A 13701-nucleotide genomic window follows, 5' to 3' on the forward strand; every position below is an offset into this window, starting at 1 on the left:
AGCAAGCCCCCTGCTTCTTCAAGCACTCCCTGCCAGCTTTTTTCAGCGGGTGGACTTTCGAAGTCCGGCGGCGTCCAGTATGCCCCGGACGCCGTCATGGGGCTGCGTCCCGAACTAGAAATTAGCAGGCAAAGTCGCCCATGTCGCCACCGCTGCTTCGTTCGATTGTGTGCAGTATCAATCACGCGAAGTGGCCGGCCCCTTGTGGCCGAAGTTGCGTCGTGGCGATTGCGACAGGGCGCGGCCGAACCAACGGGAACGAGCGATGAATACCGCAGAAACATCCTTGCGTTCGCTGGTTGAAAAATGGCTGATGCCAACTTCGGAGACGCCCGTTCGGGTAACCCGATTCGGTCGCACAGGCTCCAAGCGGAGCCGATATGTATGCGTTGAGGCACGGCAACCGGACGGCCCGGTTGCGCTCTTTTTCTTCCGGCACGATGACGGTGCCTGGCGCGTGTTCCCGCCCGAGTGAGACCCGGAGCTAATAACTGGTCAGCTTCGATGGGATCTTGCTTCTGCGTGGGCGGGGCATAAAAGTTTGTGCCAACGGCCCACCCCGGCAAATAAGTCAGGATAAGAAACGACTCTCGGTACTCACTTGACCGAGCACCGGCCCTTTAGCGGAGACGAAAAATGCTGTTGGATGACTCTTCCTTCGCGCGACTGAGACTGCTCGCGCCGATGTTGGATGATGTCCTAGGGTCGCGCGAAATAGATAGTCCTGAACAGGCTGCGCACCTGGAGGCACTTGGCGCACTATGCCTGCTCCTGGCGCAGGAATATCGAAATACCCACCGTGTATAAATCGGAGCACAGCGCGACGCAGGCTAGAGGCCTTCGCTTATGCAGTCCGTCTCCTGCATGTGACCCACAACGCACCGGCGTCATGCGTAATCGCCAGAGCGCTTGCATGGACGACACGCTACCGTCCACCAACTGCAGCGCGGGGCCAACATTGATTGCAATCGCTGGACAGAATTCGTTTGCAACTTCGGTTTTGTGGCGCGCGCACCGCAGGCCAGAATTGCGCAGCGCTAACGGCGCTGCGGCAGATGACCCCGCTTCGTGCAGCGGGGTCGCGACACCATTCCCGCGTGAAATCTCTTTGGAAATCAAAACGATTCACCGTCAACTTCCATCAGACATTCCGGCCCCGTACCGATAATTTCAATCTGGTAACTGATTTCCGGCAGAAGTCTCGTAAAGTAAAAGCGGGCTGTTGCCAACTTTGTCGAGTAAAAGCGGTCCGATGATCCGGTCTGCGCCAGCGCGATCCGTGCCATCTGCGCCCATAGATAGCCGAGCAACAGGTGGCCGATTACGCGCGCATAGTGAACGGCGGCCGCGCCGACCGAATCCGGATTTTCCGATGCACCATCGAGAATGATGCCCGTCACGCTTCGCGCTTGTGCAAGCGCCACCAGCAGCGAGCGTGAGAATTGGGCCATATCCACGTCGGCCGAACACGCCAGCGCGAAGCCCTCAATCTCGTCGAACAAACGGTTCAATGCCGTGGCACCGTCTTTCACGACTTTCCGATTGACGAGATCCAATGCCTGAATCCCATTCGTCCCTTCGTATAGCTGGCTGATGCGGGCATCGCGGACGTACTGCTCGATGCCGGACTCGACGATATAACCGTGACCACCGAACACCTGCATGCCCAAATTTGTGCTTTCAAAGGCGTTGTCGGTCAGAAACGCTTTAGCCACCGGTGTGAGCAGCGCCACGCGAGCTGCGGCATCGGCACGCCTTGCACGGTCGCCGTGCGAGGCCTCCTCGTCAGCGAGAACGGCGATCCATGCGGTCAATGCACGACCGCCCTCGGTGTAAGCCCTTTGAGTCAGCAACATGCGCCGCACGTCGGGATGCACGATGATGGGATCGGCAGAATATTGCGGAAATTTTGGCCCGGATCCGCTTCTCATCTGGAGCCGCTCCTTTGCATACGCCGCTGACTGCTGGTACACAAAGTCACTCAGGCCGACCGTCTGCACGGTAACCGCGAGACGCGATGCGTTCATCATCACGAACATCGCGTTCAAGCCCTTGTTTTTCTCCCCGACAAGCCATCCGCGCGCGCCGTCGAAATTCATCACGCAGGTCGAGTTTCCGTGTATTCCCATCTTCTCTTCGATCGCCCCACACTGCACTGAATTGCGCACCGTGGGTTTGCCAGGATCATCAAGCAGGAACTTGGGAACAAGGAACAGCGAGATTCCTTTCGAACCTGGCGGGGCGTCTGGCATTCGTGCGAGCACCAGATGCAAGATATTGTCGGTCAGATCATGCTCGCCGCCCGAGATAAAGATCTTTGTGCCGGTAATACGGTAAGAGCCGTCTTCGGACGGTTCGGCCCGTGTTCTCAACAATCCCAGATCCGATCCGCAGTGCGCTTCAGTCAGGCACATCGTCCCGGCCCATTCACCGGAAACGAGCTTCGGTAGATACGAGCGCTTCAGTTCGTCACTCGCGTGCTCGTGCAGGCAGTTGTATGCACCGTGCGACAGTATCGGATACGCGCTCCATGCCTGATTCGCAGCGCACATCATTTCGGTAACCGCGTTGCCCACCGCCTGCGGCAACGCCTGCCCACCGAAATCAGCCGAGCACGTGAGCGCCGGCCACCCGCCTTCCATGTACTGACGATATGCTTCCTTGAATCCAGACGGTGTCCTGACTTCTCCGGCGCTTTCACGCGTACAGCCCTCGCGGTCGCCAGACAGATTCAACGGCTGCAGGATCTCGCTGCAAAACTTGCCGGCCTCTATGAGCACCTGGTCGATTGTGGCTGCATCCAGGTCCTGGTACGGCGGCATCTGCGCAAAGCGTGCTTCGACGTTCAGCAATTCATGCAGAACAAAATGCATGTCGCGTATTGGCGGATTATATTTACCCATTGTCGTGTCTGAGTTTTCCCATTAGGTTGTCAATTCAGGCGCGCAACGCGCGACGGAGCACTTTTCCTACCGGCGACTTCGGCAGGGCGTCGATGAATTCGAATTGCCGGGGCACCTTGTACGCAGTCAGGAATTCGCGAGAAAACTGCTGAAGGGCGTCTTCCGTAAGCATGCGATCGCGGGCTACGACAAATACTTTGAGTGCTTCGCCGGTCTTTTCATCTGGTACGCCAATGCACGCGCACTCAAGAACCCCTTGATGCGAACTCACGACCGACTCGATCTCGTTCGGATATACGTTGAAGCCCGACACCAATACGACGTCCTTCTTGCGGTCGATGATTGTGAGGAAACCGTCCGGATCGACCATGCCGATATCGCCGGTGCGCAGAAAACCATCCGGAGTGAACGCCGCCTGCGTCTCTTCCGGCCGGTTCCAGTAGCGACTCATCACTTGCGGTCCCTTGACCGCAATTTCGCCCGCCACGCCGGCAGGGACTTCGTTCCCTTCATCGTCGAGCAGTACAAGGTCAGTCGACGCAAACGGCAAGCCAACACTGCCTTCGTGCCCTGCCGAATGAAGCGGCATCGCGCAAACGCCCGGCGATGCCTCCGTCAGCCCATACGCCCCCTGAAGGCGACAACCCGTCAGTTCGCGCCATCTTTTCGCGACTTCCGGTTCCACCTGAGCACCCGCTCCGGTAGTTTGCCGGAGGCAGCTGAGATCCTGATTTCGGAACGGCTCATACTCCAGAAGTGCGTTAAACAACGTGTTCACGCCGAGCAGAAAAGTGAAGCGGTGATCCCGAAGCTCGCTGACGAAATGCTCAAGATCGCGAGGATTCGGGATAAGTACATTCTTGCGTACCATGGCGACCGAAAAAATGCAGCCCATGGATAGTCCCATGATGTGATACATCGGCAGAATGGTCACCAGGCACTCGTCTGCCTTCCCGAAGCCCGCCCGGAACCAGTCGGACATCATTTGAATATTCGCGACAAAGTTCCGGTGAGTGAGCACAGCCGCTTTTTGCTTGCCGGTCGTCCCCCCCGTGTACTGCAGAAAGGCCATCATATCCAGCGTGACTGTCGGCACCGAAAGCGGCGTGCGCCGCCCAATCGTGAGCGCATCGATGAAGCGGCGTTCTCCCGCCGCCACGGGGCTAGCCTTCGTATCGATGTCAGGAGCTTCGACGCCCTTTGCCAGTTCCCTGAATGACTGCATTTCGCCAGCCGCGACCACGACGATCTTGCGAGCTTTGCCGTCGATCTCCGTTGGCACAGCGGCGATCGACTTCTCGGAAACCACCAGCAGGCTCGCACCGCTGTCCTGCATGTGGAAGAGTATCTCTCGAGTCGTGTAGTTCGGGTTAAGGTTGACAAGCGTCAGACCGGCCCGCAATGCGCCGAACACGACGATGGGATAGTGCAGAAGGTTCGGCAGCATGATTGCGACACGGTCCCCGGCACTGAGTCCCTCAACATTCAGCAAGTAGCTCGCAAAAGCACGACTCAATGTATCCAGTTCCCTGAAGCTAAGTGACGATCCGACGCATACGAATGCGGTCTGGTCGGGGCGTTCCGCACTTGCCCGATCGAGGAAGTCGACGATTGAATGGTATCCGTCAATGTCGATCTCAAAAGGAACTCCATCCTGATACTGCGGCTGCCAAATCCGCTCCATGTTTCCCGTCTCCTGTTAGCATTTTCTGTAATGAACTGCTGCGCAGCCCGGATTGGCGGCTACCGCTGCTCAGCCGGAAGCCGCGCCATCCGGCTCGCGAAACACGCCGGCACAAGCGCAGCCGCTGCGGCCGCAGCAGTCGCATCAATCGAACTGCAACGCATCCCGCACGAAATTGAGGCGGTCCTGCCCGAAGAACATCTGTTCACCAACAAACATAGTCGGTGCGCCAAAGAGCCCTCTGGCAACCGCCGCATCGGTGTCTGCCTTGAGCTTTTCCTTGACTGCCGGATCCTGGACGATTTCGAAGATCAGCTCCGGATCGAGATCTCCGTTTCGCAGCACCGCTTTCAGCGTCTCCATGTCCCCAAGGTTGTGGGGCGTTTCCCACATCGCCCGGAAGATCACGTCCACATAGCGATCGAACAATCCCTCGTCGCGCATCCGTGTACCCGTTGCGCCGCGCATCAAGACAAGCGTGTTAATCGGAAAGTACGGGTTATGCTCGAAACGGACGCCGTAACTCGCCGCGAACTGCGCCAGATCTCGCTGCATCCATGCAGCTTTTGCCGGAACCGTAGCCGGCGACGCGTTGTTGGTAGCCTTATGGATTGCGCCTAGCAGTACGGGCTTCAATGCAAGCTCCGCGCCATACTCGGAGGCGATCTTCGGCAATTGCGTCCAGGCAAGGTATGCGGTAGGGCTACCGAAATCGAAGTAGAAGTCAATGCGTTTGGACATATGCGGTTCCTGGATAACAGATAGGGTTGAGCAGCGCTTCTCGCCACGTGTCACCACGTCTCTCGCCACGGACGCAGGTCGAGCTCGTGCGTCCAGGCGTCACGCGACTGGGTGTAGAGATGCCAATAGTTATCCGCGATATGCTCCGGATTAAGAATGCCGTCGTCGCTTTTTGTCGCGTACCGCTCCGGAAAATTCTCCCGGATGAAGTCCGTGTCAATCGCACCATCCACAACCACGTGTGCGACGTGGATATTCTTTGGCCCGAGCTCACGCGCCATGCTCTGAGCCAAGGCACGCAGCGCGTGCTTCGCTCCCGCAAAGGCTGCAAAATTGGCGGATCCGCGAATCGCCGCAGTCGCCCCGGTAAAGATAATCGTTCCCCGCTGTCGGGCGACCATGCGTTTGGCCACTTCCCGCCCGTACAGGAATCCACTGAAGCAGGCCATCTCCCAGATCTTGAAGTACTTGCGTGCGGTCTCCTCAAGAATGCTGCAGGGAACGTTCGCGCCGATGTTGAACACCATCACCTCAATCGGACCAATCTCCTGCTCGATCCTCGACACGACATCGATGACGTCTTCCTCCTTGCGAGCGTCGGACCCGAACCCCACCGCCGTGCCCCCCTCCGCCTCGATCTGCTTGATCAAGGGTTCGAGTTTTTCGGCCTGCCGACGCACCACGCAAGCAACCATGCCCTCGCGCGCGAACCTGCGGGCAATTGTCCCTCCGGTTGCATCGCCCGCGCCGATCACCAGTGCCGCCGGCCGCTTATTTGTTGTTTCACCTGCCATGCTCATCTCCTTTAATTAACGCACGTTCATTTATAAATCGACACCGCGAATATGCCTAGTCATTGATTACCCTAGTATCGCTTTCACACAACGACCGAGAGATCGAAGGGATTGGGGCGATATAGCGCGACGTCGGCAGACCCGGAGAAACTCGGGCTTGAATGATTGGTAAACGACGGTTATGCTATCCTGTAAGGATTGTCACCGAGGGAATTTAGCGGAGCCTCAACATGCGTTACTCCAGTACCCACAAGGCAGAAACCCGCCAAAGACTCATAGCCAGCAGCAAAGCCATTGCGAAGCGCGGCGGGTTCGCAACCACGGGCGTCGATGCGCTGATGGGATCGATCGGGCTCACTGGCGGTGCTTTCTACAACCACTTCCCGTCCAAGGATGCGCTCTTCGAGGCCCTGGTTGCCGAGGAAGTTGAAAAGAGCACCGAGATGCTCGCTGGCGACGGCACCTCCCCTGTCGATCATGTAGCCAAGTGCCTACGAAACTACTTGAGCTCCTTTCACGCATTGCACCCCGAGGAAGGCTGCGTCCTTCCCACGCTCGGGCCGGAGATCGCCCGCGCAGCACCCGATGTGCGCGAGGCCGTTGAGGACGCAGTCAAACGCATCCAGAAGAGCTGGAGCAATCGCACCGGCGATTCCGACGCGGCGTGGGCACTCATCGCTCAGTGTGTGGGGGCGTTGGTGCTCGCGCGTGCCGTCGAGACCGAGCGCACACGAAAGGAGATCCTGGCGGCCAGCCGCCGATTTCTGGCCAAAGCCCTCGCGATGGATTCGCTGCGCTGAGTGGCGGCGGTGAGATGTCGGCGGATATTTCCACTCGTCGCCACCCAAGGCGTAGATACATTCGCCAGCCATCTTCGCCGCCTCCATATCGACAAACCGACGTCGTCATCTTCCTGGCGACGGCCGGTTCCCGACTTGCTACAGTCCTAGCTGATTTGAATGTCCGTATAGTCGATCCAGATCAGGAGCCGATCTTCCAGGACATTGTAGTTGTCGTCACAGAGATAGGCCCTTCTTCGATTCGGAATCAGCAGGCCGTTCGATTCCGCTAAATCGGACGTGTAATGCGCAACGTTACAACCTCCAGCAATATCCAGCGTGTAGTCCTGGCGGCGCAGCAGGAAGTCATCGCCAAAGTAGAACGTCTGGACGGCGCTATGGCTGACGATATCCGGCGGGAGGGTCACGCGCAGCGCACGCCACGTCTCGTCTCCATGTCGAAGCGGAGCCCCTTCCTCGACCGTCACCCCGGGTAACGTAAACATGAACGGCGCGTTGAGATAGATCCACTGCGTATAGCCGCCAAAATACGCCCGGTCCAATGGATCCCACGCCGTATCCAGATCGTGCCCAGCAAAGTGCTCGCGCGGATTCGTCCGCTCGCTCAGCATGTCGCCATCGAGCGTCTCCACGGTCACGCGGTTCGGCGTGAAGCGCGCAAGCCTGTCTGCCGTGCCAAACGGTGTGATCGAACTCGCTTGCCGGTGCGTGGAAACCATCACACGGCGTGGCTCAGGAGCTTGTGGCGCTTTGCGATCGAGCAATTGACCACCGCTGACAATCGTCGCGGCAACGTTGCTAAAGCTATTCCAGCGCTCAACCCCGCCATGCGCCCGAAGGACGGATGCCAGTAATTGATTCATCGAAAAAACTCCTGTTTCCTCGGATAGTGATTCGAATTCGTTCGTAGCTCGTGCGCTCAACGCGGACGAGCGAACACCAAAAATCTCGGACGAGCATTGAACACCACGTCACCCGCCTCATTCAGCGTATCGGCGGATACGGCGACAATGCCTCGGTCCTGCTTCGACTTCGACGTCGTCACATCAACGATCGTGCTGACGACACGCAGCACATCCCCCGCCCTGACCGGCTTCAGCCAACCGATTTCGCCACCCATGCCAATGACGCCGCAGGCGAACGGAAGACCACCCGAAGTCCAGAGTCGCATTGTGATCGCAGCGGTATACCAGCCGCTGGCGACGAGTCCGCCGAAGAACGTCGAGCGTCCGGCCTCCTCGTCAAGGTGGAAGGGCTGCGGATCGAACTGTTGAGCGAATCGCTTCATGTCTTCTTCGTCAACGGCAAAGGAGCCGGATTCGAAGCGCATCCCGGCAGAGAGGTCTTCCAGATAAAGTAGCTCCATATTCATCAATCCCGTTGTACCTGCGATAACGGCGGCAAGCCTCCCCGGACTGCGGATAGGCGACCGACAGCGCCGATGTCGTCATTTCGACATCGGCGTGCCCCACGTTTTGAAAAATGCCCGCGCGCGAAACACGCAGACCGGGTACTAACCGACCATTGCCGCCTCGATCAGCCGAGCAGTTGTCCCAGCCGCCCATGGATCAGCCTCGTGGCGTCGGACATGATGCGATCGATCAGTTCTTTCACAGTAGGAATGTCGTCGATCAGACCCGCCACCATCCCGCAGCTCCACGCGCCTGCATCCATTTCGCCATCGAGCATGACCTTGGGATAGACACCGGAAACCTGTTCGACGATGTCCTCGATCTGCAGGTCGCCGCCTCTCTCCCGTTCGATTTCGAGCAGGCGATCGACGCCGGTATTCTTCAGGACGCGCTCGGTATTTCTCAGGCTGCGCATGACCAGCCGCGTATCCAGCTCCGTCGCAGCCACGATCGCCTTCTTGACGTTTTCGTGCACGGGCGCTTCTTTGGTCGCAACGAAGCGCGTGCCCATGTTCATCCCATCGGCTCCCATTGCGAGCGCGGCGACGAGACTGCGAGCGTCTGCCATGCCTCCCGATGCCACAAACGGAACCTTGAGTTCGTCTGCTGCGCGCGGGAGAAGGATCATATTGGGCACGTCGTCCTCGCCCGGATGTCCGCCGCATTCAAATCCGTCCACGCTGACGGCGTCGCAACCGATCTTTTCCGCCTTGAGCGCATGGCGAACAGACGTGCATTTGTGGATCACCTTGATGCCCGCGGCTTTGAACAGCGGCATATATTGTTCAGGACTGCGTCCCGCCGTTTCGACGATCCTCACTCCCCCTTCCGCGATCGCAGCAATGTATTCCGGATAGGGGGGCGACGAGAATGTAGGAAGGAATGTGACGTTCACGCCGAAGGGCTTGTCTGTCATCTCGCGACACTTCGCAATCTCTTTGGAAAGCAGCTCCGGGGTCTTCTGTGTCAACGCAGTGATCAGCCCAAGACCGCCTGCGTTCGAGACCGCTGACGCCAGCTCTGCCAGGCCGACAAAGTGCATGCCGCCCTGGATAATCGGATGCGCAATGCCAAACAGCTCGGTGATACGTGTCTTCATGAGGGTTTCCTTTGATGCAAACGTGACTTGAATTTCAAACAACTTCGAACAGGCCGGCGGCACCCATACCGCCTCCGATGCACATGGTGACAACGACATATTTTTCGCCGCGACGCTTCCCCTCGAGCAGGGCGTGACCCACCAGGCGCGCCCCGGTCATGCCATAGGGATGGCCGATTGAAATGCCACCACCATTCACGTTCAGCTTCTCCGGATCGATACCCAATCTGTCCCGGCAATAGATCACCTGACACGCAAACGCTTCGTTCAATTCCCAGAGACCTATGTCGTCGATTTTCAGTCCGTGACGCGCCAGCAGTTTGGGCACGGCAAAGACGGGCCCGACACCCATTTCCTCCGGTGCGCATCCCGCCACTGCAATACCGCGATACACACCCAACGGTTGCAGGCCACGCCGCTGCGCCAACCTGCTGTCCATCAAGACGCTGGCTGATGCACCGTCGGATAACTGGCTTGCGTTTCCGCCAGTCGTGACCCCGTCAGGAATGGCAGGTCTGACCTGTGCCAACGTGTCTACTGTGGTGTCCGGACGATTTCCTTCGTCGCGATCCAACGTCACCTCGCGATAGCCAATCGTCCCAGTTTCCTTGTCGGCGACTGCCATGGTGACCTTCATCGGGACAATTTCCTTACTGAAACGCCCTTCACGTTGCGCCACAGCAGTACGACGTTGCGACTCCGCAGCGTAGATGTCCTGCGCCTCCCGAGACACGCCATATTTCCTTGAAACGATCTCTGCTGTCTGAAGCATCGGGATGTAAGCGTTAGGCACACGCTCGACCAACGCGCTGTCGGCGTCAGCGCCGACCCAGTCTACGAACTTGTTCTGTACCAGCGAAATACTCTCCTGTCCGCCAGCAACAACGACATCCATACCGTCGACAATAATCTGCTTGGCGGCGATCGATACCGCCATGAGGCCGGAGGCGCACTGTCGATCGACAGTCTGACCCGCAACGGTCAACGGCAGATCCGCTGCAAGCGCTCCCAAACGCGCGACGTTCATGCCAGAGGTACCTGCGGCCATCGACGTACCGATTACCACATCATCGACCTCGCTCGGGTCGACTCCGGCTCTTTGGACAGCATGCGAAACCACGTGGCCGACCATAGCCGGTGATTTCGTCATGTTCAGCGATCCCTTGTAGGCCCGGCCGATTCCCGTGCGAGCCGTAGAAACGATGACAGCTTCTCTCATGATGTGTATCAGTTCCTCCAGGAGGCGGGCGGTGATAGCCCGCAGGTGTCAAAAAAATGCTCAACGAACAAGATCGCGTCGGGCTGATGACCTCACGGTAACGGTGACAACCAGCCAACATAAGCATGTCGGCCCAGCAGCAACGTACCGTGCAGTCATACGAACAGCGCCGCCAGTACACTTGCCGGCTGGCAGAGTCGCCTTCCAATGCAGTTATTCGCCTGCTCCGCGCACACTCTTTTAATAAACGAACGTTTGTCTATAACCTTATGCCAACCTCCAGGACGTGTCAAGACGAGCGAACCCATGTCACGGCACGACCAAAGTCCCCGTTAACGTTACTGAACATTGACTTACCCTTGGCGACCATGGGAAAACCCTCATCGATATCCGGACGGCCGGTGCGTAATACCTGCGCTCCTGCAAGCGTTGCGCGCGCTCAACCTGCGCAGGATCTGAGGTATGAAATGGGCCAGTAGGTATCGACGTAACGGCCGCAGCGTTGCAAAGGCTTCGCCTGCCGAAGATGGGGCATGAAGGTTCTGTCGCGATAGGGATCGAGTGAGGAACGAGATCGAAATGCGAAGCGCTGCCTATATTTCTAGATCATAGAATTGATCAGCGGCGGACGGATGAGTTCCGCGTGCGCACTTCATCGATAGGCGTTTCACGATCAGCATTGATCGCTTCAAGCGCGGCGAAATTGGCGCCGCGCTTGTCGATGGTCACCCTCTCGGGGACGCCCTTCTGGGCGATCGATTTTCAAGGTAACGCAGGGCTGCAGTCTCGTCACGATGGGCGCACAGCAGGAAGTCGATAATGGCCGTAGAACGCCCCCTTCGACGCGCTCGCTCTCGACACTTTGGGCAACCTGGCCAACAAAAATGACTAAACTATTCAGAGCAGTCCGCGGCCGAACCCCACATCCGGCGTAATCGACATGTTTCGCTGGGCTCTGGGTGGCCATTCGACCACGTATGCATGCTTGCCAGTGTGGGCCTTGAGTACGGGATGATCATCGCCAGCAACGCCTTCGTCCTGGTACAGGGTCGACACAGCAACTTTTCGAGTGCCGACGCGTTCAGCGACACCTTTCAGCACGAGCGCCAACACGCGCCGCAAAACCTTAATTCATTTGGATCACGAAACAATTAGTACGTTACTAGAGAAAGCCGTTCTGGCCCATGGCGGGATCGACAACTGGAACAAGTTTCGGAGCGTTTGCGCGACGCTCGATATCTCCGGCGCCACGATCCCTTTTCTCTACACTCTCCCAGGTTTCAAGACTGAGGAGCTGCCCGAATGGGAAGAAGACGGCCAGGTCTGGCGAAGGCTGAAGGTCACTTTCCCCGAATCGATTGTCATCCATAGCCGCGAACAGATTTCCTACTTCGGGGAAGACGGTCTGTTGCGTCGGCACGACTATACGGTAGATGTAATGGGCGGCGCGAGTGGGGCAAACTATGCGTCGAACTACCGTGACATCGGAGGAATCATCGTCCCAACGGAACGTCGTGTGTACGCGTACGACGACTCGGGTCAAAAGGTCGACAACCCGCTGCTGGTTTCCATCGATTTTTCACGATGTATCGTGCCGCGTGGAATAGGCAAACGGGTCGACGACGACAGTCACACTCATGACCGCAATCCCTGAAGCTCATGCGATAAGTTCTAGCAGGCCAGGCAGCCTGCCAATCGCATCGGGCTATAGTCCGACCTGGCTCGTCAGAAGAACCACACCATTCTTCCCGGGCCCACTCGCATGTTCGATTGCTTTTCTGAAATCAGCAAGAGGATACTCGCCCGCAATCGCGAAAACATGAGGCGCTTCTTTAGCGAGTTGCATGGCCATATCGCGATGTTGCTTCTGCTCCGCCAAAGAGAAGTTCATCCATTCGGTAAAGACCACGCCTTTAAACGCCAGGCCTCTCGGCGCAAACCCGGACAGATCCGGCGCGCCCGTCCCCAGCCAGCCAAAGTTGACAACCGTTCCGCCATCCGAAAGAAGCGATGTCAGGTCATCGACCAGCGCTGCGCCGACCGCGTCGAAGATGACGTGCACCGGCCTGGACCCCATCGCGGAGCGCACCTGTTCCTGCCACCCGCTCGCCTCTGTCGCGATCACCGGCGTGCCTGGCAAAGACGCCTCAAGAAGTTCGGCGCCCGCCCGTGTCCGGACAAGCCGGATCATGGTCAGGCCGATCTTCTGCCCCAGGGCCGTCACGATACGCATCACCGATGAGCCTGCCGCCGTCTGGATTACCGTAACGGGCAATTCGGGGACCGGCAACGCGTTGTGCCCGGCGCGAAGCACGACCTGGGCGGTCATGGTGTTGATGAGAATTTGCGCCGCTACGGCGTCGCTCACTTCGTCCGGAACCGCGACCAGCGAAGTGACAGGAACCTTTGAATATGTTGCCCATGTTCGCCCCGTTCCGGAAAGGAACATCACTCGTTGCCCAACAGCAAACTGCCCTTGATGCGCGGCATTGCTCCCCAGCTTTTCGATCACGCCAACGCCTTCAAAACCCGGCGTACGGGGCGCGCCCGCCGGGATCGGGGCCGCCCTTCCGCCGCGTTTGTCGCCGGCAATCATCAGCAGGTCTCCCGGATGGATTGGGCGCTTTGAGACGCGTACCAGTGCGTCGTGCGGTCCGGGTTCAACCTCGGACATCGGACGCTCTACAAGGCGCAGGACCGAAGCGGGGTGACCATATTCCGCATGTTCGATCGCCGTGAAAACGCCCACATTTGCCGCTTCTTTCTGATCTGATGACATCGCATCTCCTGATTAAAAACGCCATGTGCGCCATGCATGCCTGATACACCGCGCGCACACTCAACCCGGAACCTACCTGGTCTGTGGTTGCGGACCGGCGGATCCGACGGTTACCGCATCACCCCATCCACCGCCCAGCGCGCGAATCAGGTTCACGGTAGCAGCCGCCTGAACACCGGAAAGCTGGACCGCCGTCGTTTGCGACTGAAGTACCGTACGTTCGGCGTCAATCACGTCGAGATAATTGACGGCGCCGTCCTTGTACTGGGT

The 13701-nt window shown here is 58.3% G+C and carries 12 protein-coding genes and 2 pseudogenes; 2 read left to right on the plus strand and 12 right to left on the minus strand.

Going from position 1 to position 13701, the window contains the following annotated elements:
* Positions 1-1115: 1115 nt before the first annotated feature.
* The 4 genes from P3T22_RS30355 to P3T22_RS30370 all read right to left on the minus strand — a co-directional run bounded on the left by P3T22_RS30355 (position 1116) and on the right by P3T22_RS30370 (position 6122).
* Positions 1116-2903: an acyl-CoA dehydrogenase C-terminal domain-containing protein gene (locus P3T22_RS30355; RefSeq protein ID WP_429326961.1), complete on the minus strand. Its 1788-nt coding sequence runs from the start codon at positions 2901-2903 to the stop codon at positions 1116-1118.
* Between the two features lie 34 nt (positions 2904-2937).
* Positions 2938-4587 carry an AMP-binding protein gene (locus P3T22_RS30360; protein WP_063499297.1) on the minus strand — a complete coding sequence of 550 codons (1650 nt, stop codon included), beginning with the start codon at positions 4585-4587 and terminating at the stop codon, positions 2938-2940.
* 144 nt (positions 4588-4731) lie between these two features.
* Complete coding sequence (locus P3T22_RS30365) at positions 4732-5328, minus strand: 2-hydroxychromene-2-carboxylate isomerase (RefSeq protein ID WP_063499298.1); 597 nt, start codon at positions 5326-5328, stop codon at positions 4732-4734.
* 50 nt (positions 5329-5378) lie between these two features.
* A complete protein-coding gene (locus P3T22_RS30370) occupies positions 5379-6122 on the minus strand; it encodes an SDR family oxidoreductase (RefSeq protein WP_063499299.1) in 744 nt (247 codons plus the stop codon).
* Between the two features lie 230 nt (positions 6123-6352).
* On the opposite strand from P3T22_RS30370, the gene P3T22_RS30375 reads away from it, so the two are divergent.
* Positions 6353-6922, plus strand: coding sequence for a TetR/AcrR family transcriptional regulator (locus tag P3T22_RS30375; protein ID WP_063499300.1), 570 nt, complete (start codon positions 6353-6355; stop codon positions 6920-6922).
* A gap of 146 nt (positions 6923-7068) precedes the next feature.
* Here P3T22_RS30375 and P3T22_RS30380 read toward each other — a convergent pair whose 3' ends face one another.
* The 6 genes and pseudogenes from P3T22_RS30380 to P3T22_RS30405 all read right to left on the minus strand — a co-directional run bounded on the left by P3T22_RS30380 (position 7069) and on the right by P3T22_RS30405 (position 11708).
* The gene (locus tag P3T22_RS30380) at positions 7069-7785 is read right to left on the minus strand and encodes a hypothetical protein (RefSeq protein WP_063499301.1); all 717 of its coding nucleotides are present in this window, start codon (positions 7783-7785) and stop codon (positions 7069-7071) included.
* A 56-nt stretch (positions 7786-7841) separates the two neighbouring features.
* Positions 7842-8288 carry a MaoC family dehydratase gene (locus tag P3T22_RS30385; protein ID WP_063499302.1) on the minus strand — a complete coding sequence of 149 codons (447 nt, stop codon included), beginning with the start codon at positions 8286-8288 and terminating at the stop codon, positions 7842-7844.
* A gap of 170 nt (positions 8289-8458) precedes the next feature.
* Positions 8459-9433, minus strand: coding sequence for an NAD(P)H-dependent flavin oxidoreductase (locus P3T22_RS30390; protein ID WP_063499303.1), 975 nt, complete (start codon positions 9431-9433; stop codon positions 8459-8461).
* Positions 9434-9467: 34 nt separating this feature from the next.
* Positions 9468-10652, minus strand: coding sequence for an acetyl-CoA C-acyltransferase (locus P3T22_RS30395; protein ID WP_063499304.1), 1185 nt, complete (start codon positions 10650-10652; stop codon positions 9468-9470).
* Between the two features lie 593 nt (positions 10653-11245).
* A pseudogene (locus P3T22_RS30400) lies at positions 11246-11470 on the minus strand (IS6 family transposase); the annotation flags it as partial.
* Positions 11471-11549: 79 nt separating this feature from the next.
* Complete coding sequence (locus P3T22_RS30405; protein ID WP_158515338.1) at positions 11550-11708, minus strand: hypothetical protein; 159 nt, start codon at positions 11706-11708, stop codon at positions 11550-11552.
* A 13-nt stretch (positions 11709-11721) separates the two neighbouring features.
* Between P3T22_RS30405 and P3T22_RS30410 the strand changes: the two genes are divergently transcribed.
* Positions 11722-12306, plus strand: a complete 585-nt coding sequence (locus P3T22_RS30410) for a hypothetical protein (protein ID WP_429326962.1) — start codon at positions 11722-11724, stop codon at positions 12304-12306.
* Positions 12307-12357: 51 nt separating this feature from the next.
* On the opposite strand, the gene P3T22_RS30415 is transcribed toward P3T22_RS30410, so the two are convergent.
* Together P3T22_RS30415 and P3T22_RS30420 are read right to left on the minus strand one after the other, a co-directional pair.
* Complete coding sequence (locus P3T22_RS30415) at positions 12358-13431, minus strand: zinc-binding dehydrogenase (protein WP_429326963.1); 1074 nt, start codon at positions 13429-13431, stop codon at positions 12358-12360.
* Between the two features lie 72 nt (positions 13432-13503).
* Positions 13504-13701: pseudogene (locus tag P3T22_RS30420) on the minus strand (RND transporter); the annotation flags it as partial.

The sequence above is a fragment of the Paraburkholderia sp. GAS348 genome, assembly GCF_050434205.1.
In the GTDB taxonomy this organism is placed as follows: Bacteria; Pseudomonadota; Gammaproteobacteria; order Burkholderiales; family Burkholderiaceae; genus Paraburkholderia.